Annotated in this window: 16 protein-coding genes, 3 rRNA genes, 1 pseudogene and 1 riboswitch; of the genes and pseudogenes, 11 read left to right on the top strand and 9 right to left on the bottom strand. The window is 40.8% G+C overall.

What is annotated here, in order from left to right:
* Positions 1 to 39 precede the first annotated feature (39 nt).
* Positions 40 to 786, bottom strand: coding sequence for a D-alanyl-D-alanine carboxypeptidase family protein (locus CCK98_RS28505; RefSeq protein WP_088089680.1), 747 nt, complete (start codon positions 784 to 786; stop codon positions 40 to 42).
* A 262-nt stretch (positions 787 to 1048) separates the two neighbouring features.
* Positions 1049 to 1133: riboswitch (cyclic di-GMP riboswitch) on the top strand.
* Between the two features lie 49 nt (positions 1134 to 1182).
* On the opposite strand from CCK98_RS28505, the gene CCK98_RS35700 reads away from it, so the two are divergent.
* Complete coding sequence (locus tag CCK98_RS35700; protein WP_179195958.1) at positions 1183 to 1347, top strand: hypothetical protein; 165 nt, start codon at positions 1183 to 1185, stop codon at positions 1345 to 1347.
* A 141-nt stretch (positions 1348 to 1488) separates the two neighbouring features.
* Positions 1489 to 1920: an SRPBCC family protein gene (locus CCK98_RS28500; protein WP_088089679.1), complete on the top strand. Its 432-nt coding sequence runs from the start codon at positions 1489 to 1491 to the stop codon at positions 1918 to 1920.
* A gap of 203 nt (positions 1921 to 2123) precedes the next feature.
* Here CCK98_RS28500 and CCK98_RS28495 read toward each other — a convergent pair whose 3' ends face one another.
* On the bottom strand, positions 2124 to 3176 hold the full coding sequence (locus CCK98_RS28495; RefSeq protein WP_088089678.1) for a multicopper oxidase domain-containing protein: 1053 nt from the start codon (positions 3174 to 3176) through the stop codon (positions 2124 to 2126).
* Positions 3177 to 3388: 212 nt separating this feature from the next.
* Between CCK98_RS28495 and CCK98_RS35695 the strand changes: the two genes are divergently transcribed.
* Together CCK98_RS35695 and CCK98_RS28490 are read left to right on the top strand one after the other, a co-directional pair.
* The gene (locus CCK98_RS35695; protein WP_179195957.1) at positions 3389 to 3529 is read left to right on the top strand and encodes a hypothetical protein; all 141 of its coding nucleotides are present in this window, start codon (positions 3389 to 3391) and stop codon (positions 3527 to 3529) included.
* Between the two features lie 307 nt (positions 3530 to 3836).
* Positions 3837 to 4388, top strand: a pseudogene (locus tag CCK98_RS28490) (sensor histidine kinase); the annotation flags it as partial.
* 58 nt (positions 4389 to 4446) lie between these two features.
* Here the strand turns inward: CCK98_RS28490 and rfbG are convergent.
* The 6 genes from rfbG to CCK98_RS28465 form a co-directional block, all read right to left on the bottom strand.
* On the bottom strand, positions 4447 to 5520 hold the full coding sequence (gene rfbG, locus CCK98_RS28485) for a CDP-glucose 4,6-dehydratase (protein WP_088089677.1): 1074 nt from the start codon (positions 5518 to 5520) through the stop codon (positions 4447 to 4449).
* Positions 5521 to 5550: 30 nt separating this feature from the next.
* Positions 5551 to 6504, bottom strand: a complete 954-nt coding sequence (locus tag CCK98_RS28480; RefSeq protein WP_088089676.1) for an NAD(P)-dependent oxidoreductase — start codon at positions 6502 to 6504, stop codon at positions 5551 to 5553.
* A 90-nt stretch (positions 6505 to 6594) separates the two neighbouring features.
* Positions 6595 to 8574, bottom strand: coding sequence for a glycosyltransferase (locus CCK98_RS28475; RefSeq protein ID WP_088089675.1), 1980 nt, complete (start codon positions 8572 to 8574; stop codon positions 6595 to 6597).
* A gap of 54 nt (positions 8575 to 8628) precedes the next feature.
* The gene (locus CCK98_RS28470; RefSeq protein ID WP_088089674.1) at positions 8629 to 9384 is read right to left on the bottom strand and encodes a sugar phosphate nucleotidyltransferase; all 756 of its coding nucleotides are present in this window, start codon (positions 9382 to 9384) and stop codon (positions 8629 to 8631) included.
* 147 nt (positions 9385 to 9531) lie between these two features.
* Positions 9532 to 9672, bottom strand: coding sequence for a hypothetical protein (locus CCK98_RS35690; protein WP_179195956.1), 141 nt, complete (start codon positions 9670 to 9672; stop codon positions 9532 to 9534).
* A 29-nt stretch (positions 9673 to 9701) separates the two neighbouring features.
* Positions 9702 to 10631 carry an NAD-dependent epimerase/dehydratase family protein gene (locus CCK98_RS28465; RefSeq protein ID WP_088089673.1) on the bottom strand — a complete coding sequence of 310 codons (930 nt, stop codon included), beginning with the start codon at positions 10629 to 10631 and terminating at the stop codon, positions 9702 to 9704.
* 181 nt (positions 10632 to 10812) lie between these two features.
* On the opposite strand from CCK98_RS28465, the gene CCK98_RS37135 reads away from it, so the two are divergent.
* A complete protein-coding gene (locus CCK98_RS37135) occupies positions 10813 to 11118 on the top strand; it encodes a YheC/YheD family protein (protein ID WP_373408549.1) in 306 nt (101 codons plus the stop codon).
* Here the strand turns inward: CCK98_RS37135 and CCK98_RS28455 are convergent.
* Complete coding sequence (locus CCK98_RS28455) at positions 11101 to 11718, bottom strand: LysE family translocator (RefSeq protein ID WP_088089671.1); 618 nt, start codon at positions 11716 to 11718, stop codon at positions 11101 to 11103. The genes CCK98_RS37135 and CCK98_RS28455 overlap by 18 nt on opposite strands.
* A 419-nt stretch (positions 11719 to 12137) precedes the next feature.
* Here CCK98_RS28455 and CCK98_RS28450 point away from each other — a divergent pair.
* The 6 genes from CCK98_RS28450 (at position 12138) to CCK98_RS28425 (ending at position 21045) form a co-directional block, all read left to right on the top strand.
* A 16S ribosomal RNA gene (locus CCK98_RS28450) occupies positions 12138 to 13687 on the top strand.
* Positions 13688 to 13918: 231 nt separating this feature from the next.
* Positions 13919 to 16854 (top strand): 23S ribosomal RNA (locus tag CCK98_RS28445).
* Between the two features lie 77 nt (positions 16855 to 16931).
* Positions 16932 to 17048 (top strand): 5S ribosomal RNA (gene rrf, locus CCK98_RS28440).
* Together the 16S, 23S and 5S rRNA genes form the textbook arrangement of a ribosomal RNA operon.
* A gap of 295 nt (positions 17049 to 17343) precedes the next feature.
* Complete coding sequence (locus CCK98_RS28435; protein WP_088089670.1) at positions 17344 to 18888, top strand: MotA/TolQ/ExbB proton channel family protein; 1545 nt, start codon at positions 17344 to 17346, stop codon at positions 18886 to 18888.
* A gap of 16 nt (positions 18889 to 18904) precedes the next feature.
* Complete coding sequence (locus CCK98_RS28430) at positions 18905 to 19648, top strand: OmpA family protein (protein WP_088089669.1); 744 nt, start codon at positions 18905 to 18907, stop codon at positions 19646 to 19648.
* A 38-nt stretch (positions 19649 to 19686) separates the two neighbouring features.
* Complete coding sequence (locus CCK98_RS28425) at positions 19687 to 21045, top strand: hypothetical protein (RefSeq protein ID WP_088089668.1); 1359 nt, start codon at positions 19687 to 19689, stop codon at positions 21043 to 21045.
* Positions 21046 to 21083 lie beyond the last annotated feature (38 nt).

Genomic DNA, 21083 nt, shown 5'->3' with positions numbered 1-21083 from the left:
TTTACGGTGCCTGACACCACATTAAAAGCACCACATAAATTAATTATTTACAACTGTGGCATTATAGTATTCTTCGAGTGTGATGCCGCGGCTCATGATTTCTTTGGCGATTACCTTGCCGACATAGCGCAGGTGCCAGGGTTCGTATTGGTAGCCGGTGATCGAGTCTTTACCTTTCGGGTAGCGGATAATGAAGCCGTACTCTGCTGCATGATCTTGGAGCCAGCTTGCCTCCTTTGTTCCTTCGAAGCAGTCCTCGGCCGCACATGTTCCATCTCCACCGGTCACATCAATAGCCAGGCCAGTTTCATGCTCGCTCGTTCCGGGAACTGCGCTATAAGTTCGGGCTGCTTCGTATCCATCTTTATCAACATAGTAATTAAATAAAGCTGTTTGGGAAGCATAGGACCTGTAGGCAGAAACACCTAACAGATGCACACCCTGTTGTTTTGCGCCTGCGAATAATTTTTCGATCGCCGCACCTGCCTCGGCCCTCATTTGTCGCTTTTCTGCTTTCTGTACGAACGTAAATGGGATGTCAGGGTAAATTAAATCACTTGGCTGATAATTAGCGGGCAGTTTATTGTCCTTATTAACAAGAACAGGGATCACCTTTGGGGAGGAACCAACTGGGACGTTAGCATCCTGTTGCTGACCTCCTGCACCAGTTGAGGAATTGTTATCCAATTTTCCATCGTCTTGCATAAAATGAAATTTTCCAGTGCAGCCGGTCAAAGAGATTGCAAACACCATAAGAGTCAAAAAGACGAAACGTATTTTTAACATAGTTAACTTCCTTTTTTTTAAAATTCACTTCAGTAAACATCATGGACAGGATTAGAGACTTTAAAACGTCATTCTAAATTCTGTCCAAGATGATTTCAAAACGGCTGTGAATCTAAGGATGTTTCATCGATATGTTTGGTAGAATCAATTGGCAGCGATCCAAGGTATAACGACAGAAGGAAGTTAACTATTAAGTGAGTGTAGGTACAAAGACACTTTTATTTTATTATTCAGTTGCATATATTTTTAATAACACATAAATCGTACGAAACGGCAAAGCCATTGAAAAATGGTGACGCAAAACTAAAGGGGCTAAGGTTTAACGACGATGCTTGCCAGTTACCGAACACGAAAACTCCGTCGATTTATGTAAATGACTATTGAGGAGGATTTTTTGTGTTGAAAATGTTCTTAAAGGGAAAATATTATTATCATTTAATCCAGCACAGACACAACGCGCTGTTACAGCAAGATTGCCTGGATGAAGAATTGAGAGCCAAGTTTATGATTAGAGCAAGCTATCATAATAGTAAAGTTGTCGAGTTTGGTTTAAAAATCTAAGCGAAATCATATTAAAAAAAAATGCCTGTATCAGTGTAGTTGGTACAGGCCTTTATGTTTTTATAGACTAAAAGGTATAAAATAAAACAATAGGACAACCATTACATATATTAACCATAGTAAAAGAGGGATGATTTCGAAATGTACAATCTGACAAAATTTAAAATAATAAAACCAGCGAATGAAGTATTTGAAGCCTTCGTAGACCCTTCGAAAATCAAGAATTTCTGGTTCTCATCAAGTTCGAGATGGGAGCAGGGCCAAACAGTCACATTAAGATATGAAGAATACGATGCACAAGTCGATATTGAAGTCATCGAAGTCGAGATAAATAAGAAAATCGTCTTCCGGTGGGGGACAGATGGAGAAGGGAATAGTGTAACAATTTCTCTGGAAGAATTGGATCAAACAAGTACCATTATTGAAGTGATTGAAGAAGGTTTTAGAGAAGATGATGATGAGTTAGTCGCTCAATTGATTGATAATAAAGAAGGCTGGGTGTATATGCTGACCTGTTTAAAGGGGTATTTGGAGTTTGGGATTAATAAATTAAGGGCAGCAATCGTTAAATAACATTACAATCGATAAGAAAGTTAAAGAGCTTGGAACCTTATCCAAGCTCTGTTTTGTGTTTTGGAATTTATCTGAATTCAGCTCCAACGCCCGACGGCTAGTGTACCTCGCTCTCCGCCCGAAATTGTTTGAGATGCTTAGTTTCCAAAAAGCGCCGAGTGCCTGACACCGACGCTTCAATTTGTTAAACTGTCCCTTATATTTTAGTGTGACATTGTTTCACTGCCGTCGTCATTTCCGTCTTTGGTGACTTTCAAGACACCGACTGCGCCCTTTGTTGCGTGATTAAATTGGTGTGTGACAAAAGGATAGCTGCCTTCCTGGGTTACGGTAAATTCGACTACTGCCCCGCCGCTCGCTGGAAGTAAGACTGTTTGCATTCCCTTCATATGGTTAAATGGATTCCCGTCGATATAGACATCATCAAACAGAGTTCCAACGACATGGAAGCTACTGACTTCATTGGGACCAACGTTATTAATGTAAAATCTCACTTTGTCACCGACTTTTGTTAGCAGTGGTTTGTCGACAAGAGCGCCAACCGTACCGTTCGTGTTGACATCACCATCATTTAAAGCCTTAGCTGAAAAAACTACATATTTTGGTTTTCCATTTGTAAAATCGTTCATATCGTTGTATTTGTACCATTCATTTTGAACGATGACAAATTCCCGGTTTACCTTGGAATCGGTTGGATAGCCTTCAGTTGGTTTGACGATAATTGTCCCGTGCATTCCATTGGCAATATGTGCAAGAACAGGCTTTGTTCCACAATGGTACATGAATACGCCTGGATTATTGGCTGGATAGGAAAATGAACCGCTTTCATTTGGTAGCACATTGGCAAAATCTTTAGATGGTGCGGCGTGTACGGCATGAAAGTCCATGCTGTGCGGAATGGATGGATCCATGTTTTTCAATGTAAAATTGATTTTATCGCCTTGGTTCACCACAATAACTAGTCCAGGAGCTTCGCCGTTAAAGGTCCAAGCTTTATACATTTCACCTTTGGAAATTTCAATATCTGTAATTTGTGATGTCATCTCCACATTTACTTCATGCGGACCAATTCGATTCATTTTAATTGGAGTTGGATTTTGATTTATATGCTCATGGGGTCCGATTACTTTAGTTGTCACAGTGGTGTCCGTTTTGGCTTGAACAGTTTTTTCTCTTGATAAATCATCTTTTCCACAAGCACTTAATACCATCACACACGAAACCATAATTGCTCCAAACTTAGCTAACTTACCCATCCCATTTCCTCCATTTATCTCCTGTAATGTAATACTATTTACACTTTTATTTTAGATCGTGTGCAAAATAGTCGAGTGATTGAAATCACAGGAAATAAGTGGATTAGTGAATAATTTGTGAATTACTGAGCAATGTTGTATTTGCACGGTGCCAATGTTAAATAATTTTGAAAATAAATGGCTAATATATAGGATATAAAGGAGGTATTATTTTGAAAAATGAAGAGGAAAAAACTAGTGAAGGATTAAATCAAATTTTTGAGATCATTAATGCAAAAGGGGATACGGGTGAGCTAAAAGAAATTGTCGATCGTTATGACAGTGCAAATCCAGATGAGAACTCGAACAGTTAAATACAAAAGGCCTAGAGATCAGTCTAGGCCTTTTGTAATGAGAAATGTGGATAAAATCCATATAAAATGTGGATAGATATAAGAGGATTGTGGGTAAATCTGTTAGTTTTGTGGATAATACTGTGGGAAATGTGGATAAATTCACTTGTTGGAAAGTCCTTTATGAAAAAGAAAAAGTTACCCACATAATCTGTGTATAAATGGTTGAAATCTGTTGATATCTTCTTATATGGTGTGGATATAGACGTAATTCATGTTGATAACCTTGTTAATATCCTAGAACCAGCCAATTCCTACGTAATACTATTTGGAACTTGAGAAGAAGCTGGACCAAGCCAACCAGCTGATTGCCGAATTGGTGAAACGAGAGGAGCGAGTTCGGATTGCCCGCGACCCCCATGATACGCTAGGTCATACGTTGTCCCTTTTGACGTTAAAAAGTCAGTTGGTTCAGAGGCTGACTGCACTCGACCCGGAACGGGCCCGAATGGAAGCAAAGGAAATGGAAGTCGCATCCCGGGCTGCGTTAAAGCAAGTTCGAGAATTGGTAACCGATATGCGTGCCGCAACGATCGCGGAAGAGCTGGTCCAGGTCCAGCAAATATTGCGGGCAGCAGGGATTACCTATCATTATGATGGCACGGCTAATTTTTCGGAGATATCCCCGTTTACGCAAAATATCGTCGGTATGTGTATACGTGAGGCGGCGACGAATGTCGTCAAGCACAGCAGTGCCACCCATTGTGCCATTTCCATTCAACTTCTTTCTGAAAAAATTGACATAGTCGTCCGTGACGATGGGATGGGCGTTAGTAAGCAGCGAGCGTTTGGAAATGGTTTGCGGGGGATGGAAGAACGGTGCGGCACCGCCTAAACAAAAAAAGTTGTCATCATTTAAAAGACAAGGTGAAAAGCTCTTAAAGATGACAATATTCATTGATTTGTTTGACACACAAGTTATATACATTGGTCTGTTTATACTTTTTGTACCATTCTATTGTTTTTTCTACTGTTATATCAATATCCCACCTAGGATTCCAGTTTAATTCATATTTAACTTTACTAATATCCAGGCTTAATAACTTTGCTTCATGTAAAGTAGAGTTTTTATGTTCTGGTACCCATCTTCCACTTTCCCAATGGATTAGTACTTTATTAACAAGGTCTTCTACTGTAATGATACTGTGTGTTTCAGGTCCAAAGTTCCAGGCAGTTGAAAAGAGAGGGCCATCTTCAATTATTTTTCCTGCAAGCGTGATATAACCTCCCAGTGGTTCAATCACATGCTGCCACGGCCTGATAGATTTTGGAGATCGTATGACAATATCTTGATGCGATTCTAATGCTCTTATACTATCTGGAATGATTCTGTTTAAGGACCAATCACCTCCGCCAATAACATTTCCAGCCCTAACAGAAGCAATCACTTTCCCATGTTTTTCAAAATTTTCTACCGGAAAGTATGAATTCCGATAGGAAGAAATTAATAATTCACAGCATCCTTTACTTGAACTATATGGGTCATGCCCTCCCATGGCATCATTTTCACGGTAGCCCCAAACCCACTCTTTGTTCTCATAGCATTTATCACTAGTAACCATAATTCCTACTTTGGCTGTATCGCTTTTCCGTATTGCTTCTAACACATTCAAGGTCCCCATAACATTTACTTCGTATGTGTAGACTGGATGGTCGTATGAGTATTTCACAATGGACTGTGCAGCTAAATGAAAAACAATTTCAGGATTATATTGGTCGAAGACACTCTTTAATTTTTCATAATCTCTAATGTCACCACGAATATCTATTATCTTTTTATTTAATTTTGATAAAACAAAGAGGTTCTTTTCACCTTCAGGGTCCAGCGAATACCCAATTACATTAGCCCCTAATTCGTTCAGCCAGATTGCAAGCCAAGCTCCTTTGAAGCCAGTATGTCCTGTAATTAGAACAGTTTTATCTTTAAATAGTAGGTCTGCATTTTTTAACATTGTCACCCTCACCTTCTTTTAGTTAATTGTTTAAATAAATAGATCGCGGTTTTGTTTATACCAGTTGGTTGTTCTTATTATTCCTTCTTCTAGCGTTATTAGGGGGTTCCAATTAAGCCGAGTTTTTATTTTGGTTATATCTGGCAGAGGATTTCTTTCGTTAATTCTGTCTGGAATGGTAGCATAAACAGGTTCTTGATTTGCTTGCATATGATAATAAATCAAGGAAACAAAATGTTTTAATCGATAAATTTCTCCACTGCCAATATTATATATTTCATTTTGGTCAGAAGGCTGATGTGCAGCTATGAGCATGCCGTCAATTAGATTTCCAACATAACAGTAATCTCTAAATTGTTCACATGATGTAAGCTTTACTTCTTGGTTTTTAAGTAAGCTCGTGATAATATAACCAAATAATTTATGGGTATCTTCACCTTCTCCAAAAACACCGAATGGTCGTAAAGTAACAATCGGTATCCTGCTTTCCAATGCGAGTTGATGGGAGATGATCGAAGCGGCTGCCTTTGTGCTTCCATAAATGTCTAATGGATTTAAAGCCATTTCCTCATGGATAGCTCCTTTTTTATTACCATATTCTGAGCTGCTTCCTAGATTAATCAATTTATCACAGCCAGCCACTTTTGCTGCTTGTACGATATTTATTGTCCCAAGTACATTTATTTGAAGTGCATCCATGTAGTTTTGTTGCCGAGAATTGACTCCGTACGCAGCAAGGTGGAAAATATAATGAGGAGCAAATTGGACAACTGAATGTAAAACTTCGCCACCATCTTGTATATCGGCTATCAAAACCTTAACATCCCTTAAAATATCCTGGATTCGCCAAGGATTAGATGTTTCACGTACCAGCACAGCCACCTGGGCTTTTTCTTTAAGCAGTCTTCTGATTAAGTGTGAACCAATAAAGCCATATCCTCCAGTTATTAAAACTCTTTTATTTTCAAAAGAAAGTGTATTCATAATGTTCCTTTCTCATCGTGATTTTACATCAATCGGAAGATATCTTGGAAAATTATTAGGGTAGTCTGTTAAAATAAATGAAGTGTGGTATTAAATGGAAAAGGGATTTTTTGATTGATAATCCTCCGGAATTGAGGCGAAAAATGGAGTTAGGTTTTTCAAATTGGTTTTTTTCTTTAATTTCCGGCAAGTCTTCCTTAATTGAAGGATATAAGGAAGATATATGTTTTCGATAATAGAACTATCAAAAGATAATGGTTCAAGCTTCCATAAATCGAAATTTTTTTTATTTATCATCAACATGCTTCCGAAGTGATAGACAATAAGATCAGAATCATCCACGATTACTGTCTTCTTTTTTTTTGATACAGAGGAGTTATTCATCATGACTAAATTCCACGGAGCCGCATTTATCCCTGGGTCATCGCTTACTTTAATATTAGAAAACAAATGAGGAATTGCATCTAAATATTTCTGATCCCCCCATGTTCCATATTTTTTATCATAAATAGAAGAACAACGCTCTATACACTTTTCCCGCCACCAGTTTAGGATTTTCATGCTGTTTTCCTCTTTTTTAAATCCTATTAGCCCAGCTTGATATTGTCCGTGTATCCGTTCAAGCTCTTGTGAACCTCTTTGTTTACACAGAAAAATAGAATATTGGTTCCATTGTTCAAGGATCGGTTTTGGATCTGAAAAGAAATACAGGTCACTATCACAATAGATGATATGATCCACCTCACCATAGTTGCTTAAAATATGCTGGCATAAAGGGGCCTTCATGGTCCAGCAATATTCTTGTAAGGTCCTTTCATTTTTTACTTTAAGAAGCTCTTCATCTTCAATTTCCTCTACCTGAAGAATGGAAATATTAGTGAGATTTAGCTGATTCACTATTTCAAAGCTTACATGGTCCATACAGCAAATCCACATATGAAAATTGTTTATTTTCTTTTTTAAGGAATAGTAAAGGGTTAGTCCTTTAATCAAGAAATCTTTGCTGAGAATTATCGCAAAGTTATAGTATTCATCAGATTGATCCATTACTCTTCTTAGTGGCGTATAGTTATAAAATGTATTTGCTTCTGTATAAGGCTGTTTACTTAAACAATTACTTAACCCATCTGGCTCGACCGCATTGATTTCCTTCATAACAGATTTGATTTCGTCTAAATAAGGAACATAGATTTCATTAATAATAGTGGTCTGAATCTTTAATTTACCAAGAGACCATAAATCAAATTTTTCACTATCATAGATTGTAAGACAGGCAAAGTGGAAGACTACAAGCGGATCATCTTCGATCAAGATACTCTGGTCATTTTTTGTTATCTTATAGTTGTTATTATAAATACTGTTCCAAGGAGCAGCATCAATTCCTAGATGCTCTGAAATTTTGACTTTTTGAAAAAAAAGCGGGAAATTATCAAGATATTTTTGATCACCATATTGTCCGTTTTTTTCTTCATGGCTACACCATTCTAAACATCGACTTTTCCACCATTTCAAGCTTTCCATTCCATATTGATCTTTTTTAAATCCAATTAAGCCTGCCTGGAATCTTCCATACTTTTGTTCTACCCAATCGAGATCCCTTTGGGGACATAGAAAAACAGAATGTTCGCCCCACTCATTTAGTATCGACACAGGGTCAGAGAAAAAATATAAGTCTCCATCACAATAGATCATCTTTTCAATGTCATAGGTAGTTAATAAATATTCCACTAGCGGGGCTTTGATGGTCCAGCAATACTCATTAGGCTTTCGATCCTGTTTGACTTTGCGAAGATTATCATCCTCAATAACTTCAACTTGTAAGAGGTGTACATTTTTTAAGTTAAGTTTCTTCATAAGCATAAATGTAAAGCTATCCATACAACAAATCCAAAGATTGAAAATCTGACAATGCCTTTGTAAAGAATGATGAAGGGCAATTACTTTCAAGCAATACTCTTTCCCTGATATTACACAAAAATTATTGTCTGTTCTTTGGATCTCCGAATCCAATTTCTTTAAGTTAGGGAATAACTTAATCCCACCGTTTCCTAAAATATTGCTGCTTACCATATACATTCTCCCTTTTTTATTAAAATCTTAAAATATCATGTTATATTATGTTAGTTATTGCCCCCTTTGATTTAATGCCCAGATTTTATTTGCTTCTTCTAAATCCTTGGGGGTATCAATAGAAAGCCATAATCCGTTATGCTCATATACGGCAAGTTCTCTATCGATTATCAGTTTTTTTAAAGGCTCATCCTCCAATACACAATTAGGATCTGAAGTTAAATAATCAAAAAACTTCCTATTACAAACAAAAAATCCCCCGTTTATGGTAATATCTAACACAGGCTTTTCAGTAAAATCTACTGCTATTCCATTCTCAATTGCTAAAACTCCATATTGGCTATTCTTTTTAACTCCAGTTAGAGTAACTGCTTTTCCTTTTTCTTTATGGAACTTTACTAATTCTTCCAAATTAATATCGGCTAATCCATCTCCATATGTCAAAAGAAAGGTATCTTCATCTAAATAATTCTCCACCAATTTAATCCTTGCACCTGTCATCGTATCTAGGCCTGTATCAACACAGGTTACCTTCCAAGAATCAGTCTCGTTTAACAAGCGGTATTTATTATCACCAAGATTAAGCTCAAAGTTATGATCTCTCCACGGATAATCCATAAAATACTCCTTAATTTGGTCTCCTTTGTAACCTAGCGGCAATATGAAGTGAGTATGATTATACTGACTAAAAAGCTTCATTATATGCCATATGATTGGCTTACCATTTAATTTTGCCAAAGCTTTTGGGACATCTTCTGTTAGTCCTCTCATTCTTAATCCTTTTCCACCACATAATATTACTACTTTCAAATGATCACCAACTCCGAATTTTTTTTATATAAGTTATAATATGTCCGAGCGTGGGGAAGGGAACTAGGTAAGTTATTCATAATATCACAGGATAGAGATAATAAAATTCCACATAAGAAAAGCGATACATTAAATAATATCGCTTTTTCAGTTGAATACCTTATTTCCTTTTGATTTTACAGCACCAACTTCACACCTAAGCCAATATAGATGAAGCCACAATGCTTCTATTATATAGGCACCTGGATGATAAATGGGGATCAGAACGGTTACTTTACTGTTTATCATTTTGTTTCTCTTTACTTTAAAAAAGGCAACTAGTTTTGATTGGTACGATTTTTCTCATAAAAATTCTTTGTCTCTGTCAAACCACTAAGCAAATCATAGCGAGGTTTCCAGTCCAATAGTTGTCTTGCTTTTCCGTTATTCAACTGGCTGTATTGGATGTCCCCACTCCGCCTTTGAAGGTATAAAGGAGAAACAGGATTATCAACCATGGATGAAATGATTTTGTGGAGCTTATTAATACTTGTTTTTTGATTAAGGCCAACGTTGATAATTTCATTTGTTCCTCTTGTTAGTGAAAGGTAATTGGCAGATGCGACATCTTTGACAAAAACAAAATCTCTTGTTTGTTCCCCATCCCCATAAATAACCGATTGCGCCCCTGATAATGCCTTTTGCATGAAGATAGCAACAACACCGCCTTCGCCTTTTGGAGTTTGACGCGGACCATAAACATTGGCGTAGCGAAGGATTGTAAAGGGAAGTCCGTAAAATTGTGAATAGAGTTGAAGATAAAATTCCGGGGTAAGCTTGGATATTCCATAAAAGGAAATGGGCTGCGTCGTAAACTTCTCTTGAATGCTGGAGTCGTCCGTTTCACCGTACGCAGCACAGGAAGAAGCGTAGATGATTTTCCTAATCTTGAATTTCTGACAGCATTCCAACAATCGAATCGTACCAAGGATATTTGTCTGAGCATCAAAAACGGGGTCTTGAATCGATTTGGCTACGTCGACCTGTGCTGCCTGATGTATGACATATTCCGGTTTTTCTTTTGAAAAAATTCCTTCTAATTGAGGTGAACATACATCCAGTGTATAAAATGTTGCCTTCCTGTTAATAAACTCCTTATTTCCAGTAGTTAAATTATCGATCACTATTACTTGATGGCCATCGTCGATGAGCAAATCAACGATATGTGAACCAATAAATCCGGCTCCGCCAGTAACAAGTATCTTCATTAAATTGCCCCTTCCATTGGATGATAGTGTAGACTATCACGCATTTATAGACATTTAAGACACTTAAGGGCTTGCTAGTAAGCAAGTTTCCATTTATCCTATGCGGGCTAGTCTGAAGAGGGAATAGTCGAATATAACGAAATAGAAAAATCGATTTCTTTCATCCTATTTTAAAAAACATATAGAGAAGAAGTTTAAAAGAAAACCCTATATTGTCCAAGAGGAGATTCCGTTAGCAAGCATTGATGAATGTCCTCTTGATATCCGCGTCATGGTCCAGCGTATACGAGGTTCTCAGGAATGGCATGTTACGGGAAGGGCAGTTAAAGAGGATGAGGACTATTTCATTACTAATGTTGCAAAAGATATTATCACGTTGAATCAAGCGTTTTTGGGAAAAGATCAAGAAAAAGGCTCTAAGTACATAAGGAAAGCGATACATGTTCTGTACCGCTTGTTCAGGTCCATTTTATTTTTGATTTTCTAGTACCAACTTCACACCTAAGCCAATATAGATTGAGCCAACAACCTTCCCTTGCCAGCGCGCAAGCCGGCTGTTCTTGTTTGCGAAAAGTCTTTTACCAATGGTGCTAGTTAGGAAGGCAAGCAAGGTGGTGTACAATATGCTCATTAACACAAAAGTGAGTCCAAGAATCAGTAGTTGAATGACCACAGGGGTCCCATTGTTATGAACGAACTGTGGTAAGAAGGCTAAGAAAAAAAGAGCCGTTTTGGGATTAAGCAATTCTATTAACAAGGCCTGGCGAAACGATGTGGCTGTGTTGTTCTTTTTTTGAGCCGGCTGTTCTTGTTTTTTTGCTTTTTCAAGGAGTGACTTAATCCCTAAAAAGATTAAATAAGCGGCACCAAGATATTTCACGATTTCAAAGGCGAGAGCCGAGGTCATTAGAATGGCTGAAAGTCCGAGCACGGCCGCAATCGTATGGATTAAATCACCGACTGCAATCCCGATGCCGGTGATGATGCCAGATTTCCTCCCGCCTTGAGCGGTTTGAGAAATGGTAAGTAAAACAGCTGGACCTGGAATGAGAAACAATACGATAACTACTATAATATATGACAGCAATTTTCCGCGCACCCTTCTATAAAAAATGTATAACTAATTTTATCATAATATTAAAAAAATTAACCAACTCATAAAACCGCAAAGATGACTAACTTAAAGTTGGGAAAAGTTTTAGTTGTTTTATTTTGTTGTAGGTGTTAAGATATAAAAGTTGCCAGCGAGATGATGAATATTTTATAAAACTTATTGACAACGCGATTGGGTAATGATAAGATATTAAAGTTGTCTTCGAAACTATTAATCTTTCCTTAAAAAATAGTAAATTAGTTGTTGACAATGAATGCGAGAAAATGGTATGATGTAAAAGTTGTTCCAATGAATTGTTCTTTGAAAACTAAACAGACAAAATCGTGCAAACAAACAAAAAAATTAGTTTCAATTAAGAAACTAAGCCAACGTAACAAATGAGCTAATCAACTTTCTTGGAGAGTTTGATCCTGGCTCAGGACGAACGCTGGCGGCGTGCCTAATACATGCAAGTCGAGCGAATCTTTAGGAGCTTGCTCCTGAAGATTAGCGGCGGACGGGTGAGTAACACGTGGGCAACCTGCCTGTAAGACTGGGATAACACCGGGAAACCGGTGCTAATACCGGATAATCCTTTTCCTTTCATGAGGAAAAGCTGAAAGTCGGTTTCGGCTGACACTTACAGATGGGCCCGCGGCGCATTAGCTAGTTGGTGAGGTAACGGCTCACCAAGGCGACGATGCGTAGCCGACCTGAGAGGGTGATCGGCCACACTGGGACTGAGACACGGCCCAGACTCCTACGGGAGGCAGCAGTAGGGAATCTTCCACAATGGACGAAAGTCTGATGGAGCAACGCCGCGTGAGCGATGAAGGCCTTCGGGTCGTAAAGCTCTGTTGTTAGGGAAGAACAAGTACCGGAGTAACTGCCGGTACCTTGACGGTACCTAACCAGAAAGCCACGGCTAACTACGTGCCAGCAGCCGCGGTAATACGTAGGTGGCAAGCGTTGTCCGGAATTATTGGGCGTAAAGCGCGCGCAGGCGGTCCTTTAAGTCTGATGTGAAAGCCCACGGCTCAACCGTGGAGGGTCATTGGAAACTGGGGGACTTGAGTGCAGAAGAGGAAAGCGGAATTCCACGTGTAGCGGTGAAATGCGTAGAGATGTGGAGGAACACCAGTGGCGAAGGCGGCTTTCTGGTCTGTAACTGACGCTGAGGCGCGAAAGCGTGGGGAGCAAACAGGATTAGATACCCTGGTAGTCCACGCCGTAAACGATGAGTGCTAAGTGTTAGGGGGTTTCCGCCCCTTAGTGCTGCAGCTAACGCATTAAGCACTCCGCCTGGGGAGTACGGCCGCAAGGCTGAAACTCAAAGGAATTGACGGGGGCCCGCACAAGCGGTGGAGCATGTGGTTTAATTCGAAGCAACGCGAAGAACCTTACCAGGTCTTGACATCCTCTGACACTCCTAGAGATAGGACGTTCCCCTTCGGGGGACAGAGTGACAGGTGGTGCATGGTTGTCGTCAGCTCGTGTCGTGAGATGTTGGGTTAAGTCCCGCAACGAGCGCAACCCTTGATCTTAGTTGCCAGCATTAAGTTGGGCACTCTAAGGTGACTGCCGGTGACAAACCGGAGGAAGGTGGGGATGACGTCAAATCATCATGCCCCTTATGACCTGGGCTACACACGTGCTACAATGGATGGTACAAAGGGCTGCAAGACCGCGAGGTTTAGCCAATCCCATAAAACCATTCTCAGTTCGGATTGCAGGCTGCAACTCGCCTGCATGAAGCCGGAATCGCTAGTAATCGCGGATCAGCATGCCGCGGTGAATACGTTCCCGGGCCTTGTACACACCGCCCGTCACACCACGAGAGTTTGTAACACCCGAAGTCGGTGGGGTAACCGTAAGGAGCCAGCCGCCTAAGGTGGGACAGATGATTGGGGTGAAGTCGTAACAAGGTAGCCGTATCGGAAGGTGCGGCTGGATCACCTCCTTTCTAAGGATAAAGCTGGACCTGTGAGCCAGACAAAACAGTTTGTGACACGATCTTTGTTTGTTTAGTTTTGAGAGTACAATTCTCTCAAAGCTTTTTTTAATCGTTCTTTGAAAACTAGATAATCGTAATGAAGAAGTCAATGTAAGAACCGAGTCAATAGGAAAAATGAAGTTCAATTTTTCCCTGCCATTTTAGTTTTCTCTCTTATGTAAGTAAGAGAATAACCTTTTAGGTTAAGTTAGAAAGGGCGCACGGTGAATGCCTTGGCACTAGGAGCCGATGAAGGACGGGACTAACACCGATATGCTTCGGGGAGCTGTAAGTAAGCTTTGATCCGGAGATTTCCGAATGGGGGAACCCACTGTTCGTAATGGAACAGTATCTTTACCTGAATACATAGGGTATTGAAGGCATACCCGGGGAACTGAAACATCTAAGTACCCGGAGGAAGAGAAAGCAAACGCGATTCCCTGAGTAGCGGCGAGCGAAACGGGACATAGCCCAAACTAAGAGGCTTGCCTCTTGGGGTTGTAGGACACTCAACATGGAGTTACAAAGGAACGGGGTAGATGAAGCGATCTGGAAAGGTCCGTCATAGAAGGTAAAAACCCTGTAGTCGAAACTTCGTTCCCTCCTGAGTGGATCCTGAGTACGGCCGGACACGAGAAATCCGGTCGGAAGCAGGGAGGACCATCTCCCAAGGCTAAATACTCCCTAGTGACCGATAGTGAACCAGTACCGTGAGGGAAAGGTGAAAAGCACCCCGGAAGGGGAGTGAAATAGTTCCTGAAACCGTGTGCCTACAAGTAGTTAGAGCCCGTTAATGGGTGATAGCGTGCCTTTTGTAGAATGAACCGGCGAGTTACGATCCCATGCAAGGTTAAGTTGAAGAGACGGAGCCGCAGCGAAAGCGAGTCTGAATAGGGCGTATGAGTATGTGGTCGTAGACCCGAAACCAGGTGATCTACCCATGTCCAGGGTGAAGTCCAGGTAACACTGGATGGAGGCCCGAACCCACGCACGTTGAAAAGTGCGGGGATGAGGTGTGGGTAGCGGAGAAATTCCAATCGAACTTGGAGATAGCTGGTTCTCTCCGAAATAGCTTTAGGGCTAGCCTCACGTAGTAAGAGTCTTGGAGGTAGAGCACTGTTTGGACTAGGGGCCCTCATCGGGTTACCGAATTCAGACAAACTCCGAATGCCAAAGACTTATCCGTGGGAGTCAGACTGCGAGTGATAAGATCCGTAGTCAAAAGGGAAACAGCCCAGACCACCAGCTAAGGTCCCAAAGTATACGTTAAGTGGAAAAGGATGTGGAGTTGTTTAGACAACCAGGATGTTGGCTTAGAAGCAGCCACCATTTAAAGAGTGCGTAATAGCTCACTGGTCGAATGACTCTGCGCCGAAAATGTACCGGGGCTAAACGTATCACCGAAGCTGTGGATTGACATCTTAGATGTCAGTGGTAGGAGAGCGTTCTAAGGGCGTTGAAGCTAGACCGTAAGGACTGGTGGAGCGCTTAGAAGTGAGAATGCCGGTATGAGTAGCGAAAGATGAGTGAGAATCTCATCCACCGAATGCCTAAGGTTTCCTGAGGAAGGCTCGTCCGCTCAGGGTTAGTCGGGACCTAAGCCGAGGCCGAAAGGCGTAGGCGATGGACAACAGGTTGATATTCCTGTACCACCTCTTTATCGTTTGAGCAATGGGGGGACGCAGGAGGATAGGGTAAGCGTGCTGTTGGATATGCGCGTCTAAGCAGTTAGGCTGAGAAGTAGGCAAATCCGCTTCTCGCATAAGGCTGAGCTGTGATAGCGAGGGAAATTTAGTACCGAAGTTCCTGATTCCACACTGCCAAGAAAAGCCTCTAGCGAGATAAAAGGTGCCCGTACCGCAAACCGACACAGGTAGGCGAGGAGAGAATCCTAAGGTGAGCGAGAGAACTCTCGTTAAGGAACTCGGCAAAATGACCCCGTAACTTCGGGAGAAGGGGTGCTTTTTGAGGTGAATAGCCTCGAAGAGCCGCAGTGAATAGGCCCAGGCGACTGTTTAGCAAAAACACAGGTCTCTGCGAAGCCGCAAGGCGAAGTATAGGGGCTGACGCCTGCCCGGTGCTGGAAGGTTAAGAGGAGGGGTTAGCGCAAGCGAAGCTCTGAATCGAAGCCCCAGTAAACGGCGGCCGTAACTATAACGGTCCTAAGGTAGCGAAATTCCTTGTCGGGTAAGTTCCGACCCGCACGAAAGGCGTAACGATCTGGGCACTGTCTCAACGAGAGACTCGGTGAAATTATAGTACCTGTGAAGATGCAGGTTACCCGCGACAGGACGGAAAGACCCCGTGGAGCTTTACTGTAGCCTGATATTGAATTTTGATACAGCTTGTACAGGATAGGTAGGAGCCTGAGAAGCCGGAGCGCTAGCTTCGGTGGAGGCGTCGGTGGGATACTACCCTGGCTGTATTGAAATTCTAACCCGCACCCCTGATCGGGGTGGGAGACAGTGTCAGGTGGGCAGTTTGACTGGGGCGGTCGCCTCCTAAAGAGTAACGGAGGCGCCCAAAGGTTCCCTCAGAATGGTTGGAAATCATTCGCAGAGTGTAAAGGCACAAGGGAGCTTGACTGCGAGACCTACAAGTCGAGCAGGGACGAAAGTCGGGCTTAGTGATCCGGTGGTTCCGCATGGAAGGGCCATCGCTCAACGGATAAAAGCTACCCCGGGGATAACAGGCTTATCTCCCCCAAGAGTCCACATCGACGGGGAGGTTTGGCACCTCGATGTCGGCTCATCGCATCCTGGGGCTGTAGTCGGTCCCAAGGGTTGGGCTGTTCGCCCATTAAAGCGGTACGCGAGCTGGGTTCAGAACGTCGTGAGACAGTTCGGTCCCTATCCGTCGTGGGCGCAGGAAATTTGAGAGGAGCTGTCCTTAGTACGAGAGGACCGGGATGGACGCACCGCTGGTGTACCAGTTGTTCTGCCAAGGGCATCGCTGGGTAGCTATGTGCGGACGGGATAAGTGCTGAAAGCATCTAAGCATGAAGCCCCCCTCAAGATGAGATTTCCCATAGCGCAAGCTAGTAAGAACCCTGAAAGATGATCAGGTTGATAGGTCAGAGGTGGAAGCGTGGTAACATGTGGAGCTGACTGATACTAATCGTTCGAGGACTTAACCAATTTTTAAAGGCAGCTTGTTTTTACAAACTTCTTCTGCATTATCTAGTTTTGAGGGAATGATACCTCTAAAAAAATAGTCTGGCAGCAATGGCGAGAAGGTCACACCCGTTCCCATACCGAACACGGAAGTTAAGCTTCTCAGCGCCGATGGTAGTTGGGACACGCGTCCCTGTGAGAGTAGGACGTTGCCAGGCACGAAAAGGACAACTTGAAAAAGGTTGTCTTTTTTGTCTTCTTTTAAGAATTTACACTAAAATAAACACAACAAAGCCTTAATTAAAAAGCCTCGAAATTTACCCATCTCTTCTATTTGAAAAATCTAAACCACTTATAACCTAATATCTTAAAAATAACCCCTCACCAGTAGTTTCCATCGACAAAAATTTATATTTTTCCCTAAAAATTACTTTTCTTTGTTACAATAAAAGATGGGATTCTAGACTTATTGACAAAATCACTTACATCTTTTATAGGAAAGGGACAAATAGAATGAACCGATTTTTATTACCTCTTTTAATGTTTTTACCGACTTTTTTACTATTAATCTATTATTTAAGTGGAGGGGCCACCAAGCTTGGTGCAAATGAGTTTCTTGTACTAGCCGTTTTAATTGTTCTTGGCACGATTGCCAATTTCTCAATAAGAAGTAATAACACTATCTTTACATTTTTAAATAAGCAGGATGAAGATCTATCGAAAAATCCAGAAAATAATCAGCTTGCTGCAACGATATGGCGAGCATTTAATGATAAAAAAGAAAGAACAAAGACACAGCTCAATATTCCTTCGTTTATTGAGGTGTTTATGTCTGAGTATCATATTGATAATAAAACAAGTATTGTCAAACGAATGAAACTGATTCATACGTTTTCATCGATTTCGATACTCGTTGGGGTCCTCGGTACCTTTACAGGCCTCGTGATCACGCTAGCAGCACTTAACCCAAGTGATATTGATAAATCAATTTTAAAGGTGTTAGGCGGCGTCCATACTGCCTTTTTCACTAGTATCGGTGGAATTCTGTTTTCCATCGCGATCAATCTCCATTCAAAGGTAAGAAACTCGGAACAATTACTATTGCAAGTTATGTTGAAAGTTGAAAACTTTATTCACCAAAGGGATCAAAAGACGTCCGACTATTATGTGGTCGAGGCCATTGGTGGAGTTAAAGAAGCCGTTCACAATATGGGAAATGCCTTCCTGGAGGTCGCCCACTTTTCGAAGGAATTTAAAACAGCTACTGATAATTTAAAACAATTTAATAATAATTTTAAGCAAAACACGATGGCAGTAAGTGGTTTATTTAAAGACATGATGGCAATTACTGAATTGTTTAATCAAAAGACAGCGTTAATTCATGATGATTTTGAGAGAATGTTTACTTATTTTAACAATCAGCATAATCTTAATAACGAAATTAAGATGACGTTTGAAAATACAGCCCATGACATTAAGTCGTTTGTCGCGAACCAAAACAATGTGATTGATGGTTTTATGAAAAACAATTATAACTTACACAATTCATATAAATCATTAGTGGATAGTTCACAACAGGAGATCCAACAAGCCTACAAAGAAATGACCAACTTTTTCGAAGGTACAACGTCTCAAATTTCTCAAATTGTCTCTCAAAATGAATCACAAGTGGATATGCATAAGCAACTGACTGAATCGATTTATAAACAAATTAAAAAAGAGCAGGCTGGTCTATTGAAGCAGCTGAAAGAGACGAATTCAGAAAACGGAGAAGTCAAAGACTTATTTAAAGATGCCGTGACGAGTATGGGGAATTATACAAGCATTCAAGAGTCATCGAATCAATCTTTAGAAACGAGTCTAAACGCCCTAAGCAATAATCTTAAAAATACCAATGATCTCATCGGTAAACTGGACCAAAGCTTTTCACAAGGGGCTAAGGAGACACCTGAAGCTTTAAACTCCCTTGAGTCCACTTTGAATGATTTAATGAAGAGTCTAGAAACCTTTTCAGAAAAAATGAACGAAAAACAATATGCAGTTAATCTATCAAAATAGGAAAAGGGTCTGAGCAATGAAGGAAAAATATAAACGACTAATCAATGACGGTTCCGGAGAATCGGATTTCTGGCCCACGTTTACAGATTTGTTATCAACCATCCTTTTAGTTGTCCTAATTATCTTTGTCGCGATCATCATTAGTATAAATAAAGAAAGCAAAGCCATGCAGGCAAAAGCGATGGAAAGCCAGACGGAAATCAAAAAACAAGCAAAGCAAATTGCTGAAAAAGAAAAGCAGATTGAGGCGTTATCCTACATTCAAAAGGATATCGTCAAAGATTTAGACAAGGAATTTAAAAAGCAGCATATGGAAATTTCGATCGATAAAGATACGGGTGCAATTAAATTTAAGGATGACTTGTTATTTGAAAAGGGCAAGGATGTTATTAAGCCAGAATTTAAAAAACAGCTGGATAAGTTTATCCCCATTTATTTTAAGACACTTTACGGAAAGTATAACGACAGTATTGCTGAAGTCGTGGTCGAAGGGCATACCGATGATAAAGGCGACTATATGTATAATCTCGATCTATCCCAGCGCAGGGCCTTCAGTGTCGTGAAATACATTTTAAGTGATGAATTCGGAGATTTTCCATATAAAAATCAGGTAACAAAAAATATTACCGCCAACGGGCGGTCTGAGAGCCAGCTGAAGATCGTTAATGGCAAGGTGGACCGTGCCCAGTCAAGGCGGGTTGAGTTCAAATTTAGGCTGAAAAATAGCTACGAGGGAAGCGAAACCCAAACTGGGAAGTAGGTTCCTACGAGTATAAGTATGTCCAGGGAGCTGTGAAAATGGCTGACATTAACCAATTCAGGATCATTAAAGAACTATACACTGGTGAGCAATTAACCGTTTATCAAGTGGAAGATCCAAAGAACGGAGTACCAGGAATCCTACGCTTGATCCATCAGTTGCCGCTTCGTGATCAGTGGAATCAGTTGTATCGTGAGTATGAAGCGAAGATTATCTATTATAAGCACCTTCCTGCAGTGAAGGTGCTAGATGTATGGGACCGTAAGCCCTTTGTTGTGATGGAAGGAAACGAAGGGGACTTTTTAGAAAAAGAGCAGATGCTTACCGGGAAACAAATTGATCAGTTCGTCGATGCTGTCGTATATTTGCACAAACATGAAATTCTTCATGGTAAGATCAATCGATTTAATATCTGGATAAAAGAGAATGGCGAGATTATCTTATATGGTGCAGGCGAGAGAGCCGTTTTTCAACCAGATAGAAAAATAACCATTCAGGATGACCTCAAACAAGTGCTATCCATATTAAAAAATCATTCATCCCTTGCTGAATCGCATTTTGAAGGGATATGCTTTGATCACATCGAGGAACTGCAAGGGTGGATTCTAAGGAAATTAGCGATACCCAAGCCGGGATTAGTGAATCTAGGTGAATCCTCTACGACCGTTTTCGGACTACCTAATAAAGAAGTGATCGAGAGGGAGGAACCAAAGCGAATTGTACCTGAAATTTCTCCCGCCCCTCCAAAAGAAAAGCGGAAATCCGGCGCATTGTTTATAGGCGTTGTAGCTGTTTTACTTATAATCGTCATCTTTTCCATTAACTTTTTAAAGGGTGGAGCGGAAAAAACCTCGATTCAAGCGAGCGAAGGTAAGCAAGAAACAGCAGTGGAAAAGGACAAGCCAAAGGAGAAAGCAGCGGAGAAAAAAGATCAGGTCGATTTAAGTCAATTCACGCAAGTAGTTCCTAGCTGGGAGCCAATCAAACATGCTTCCATCAAACTAGCTGGTCATGAATATACATTAGTTGCCGCTGCCCAGAAACAAGACGATTCATCAGGAAAGGTGAAAGTTTTTGTTTTATCTCAAGGCAAGAAGGTAGGGGAATCGCCTGAGTATAAAGGCAGCAATTCTCCAGAACCAACATCATATATAGATTCTTTCCTAACCGTCACATCAGAAAATGGACAAAAGGGTCTGCTAGTTTTTGGATTACCTGGTGGATTAGGAATATCAGAAGTTATTGCATTAGAGGTCCAAGCAAGTGGCAGTGCGAAACAGGTATGGAGTGACTATGGTACTGAGGTTAAGCAGAGCAAAGATGTTATCAGCGTGACAGGGACAGAATTGTCCAATCTTTCTTTGAAAAATAATAAGTTTACCTTGGAGAAAAAATGAGAAGTAACTCCAATGAGTCTATTGGCGACAAAAATCAG

The sequence above is a fragment of the Bacillus sp. OV166 genome, assembly GCF_900177675.1.
Classification (GTDB): domain Bacteria; phylum Bacillota; class Bacilli; order Bacillales; family Cytobacillaceae; genus Neobacillus.
Note: the sequence above shows the minus strand (reverse complement) of the source record. Positions and strands in the feature narration are given on the sequence as shown.

Excerpts from the sequence above, each read along its gene's own strand:
- CCK98_RS28505 (WP_088089680.1), bottom strand. The coding sequence starts at position 786 with ATGTTAAAAATACGTTTCGTCTTTTTGACTCTTATGGTGTTTGCAATC.
- CCK98_RS28500 (WP_088089679.1), top strand. The coding sequence starts at position 1,489 with ATGTACAATCTGACAAAATTTAAAATAATAAAACCAGCGAATGAAGTA.
- CCK98_RS28495 (WP_088089678.1), bottom strand. The coding sequence starts at position 3,176 with ATGGGTAAGTTAGCTAAGTTTGGAGCAATTATGGTTTCGTGTGTGATG.
- rfbG (WP_088089677.1), bottom strand. The coding sequence starts at position 5,520 with ATGTTAAAAAATGCAGACCTACTATTTAAAGATAAAACTGTTCTAATT.
- CCK98_RS28480 (WP_088089676.1), bottom strand. The coding sequence starts at position 6,504 with ATGAATACACTTTCTTTTGAAAATAAAAGAGTTTTAATAACTGGAGGA.
- CCK98_RS28475 (WP_088089675.1), bottom strand. The coding sequence starts at position 8,574 with ATGGTAAGCAGCAATATTTTAGGAAACGGTGGGATTAAGTTATTCCCT.
- CCK98_RS35690 (WP_179195956.1), bottom strand. The coding sequence starts at position 9,672 with ATGATAAACAGTAAAGTAACCGTTCTGATCCCCATTTATCATCCAGGT.
- CCK98_RS28465 (WP_088089673.1), bottom strand. The coding sequence starts at position 10,631 with ATGAAGATACTTGTTACTGGCGGAGCCGGATTTATTGGTTCACATATC.
- CCK98_RS28435 (WP_088089670.1), top strand. The coding sequence starts at position 17,344 with ATGAACCGATTTTTATTACCTCTTTTAATGTTTTTACCGACTTTTTTA.
- CCK98_RS28430 (WP_088089669.1), top strand. The coding sequence starts at position 18,905 with ATGAAGGAAAAATATAAACGACTAATCAATGACGGTTCCGGAGAATCG.
- CCK98_RS28425 (WP_088089668.1), top strand. The coding sequence starts at position 19,687 with ATGGCTGACATTAACCAATTCAGGATCATTAAAGAACTATACACTGGT.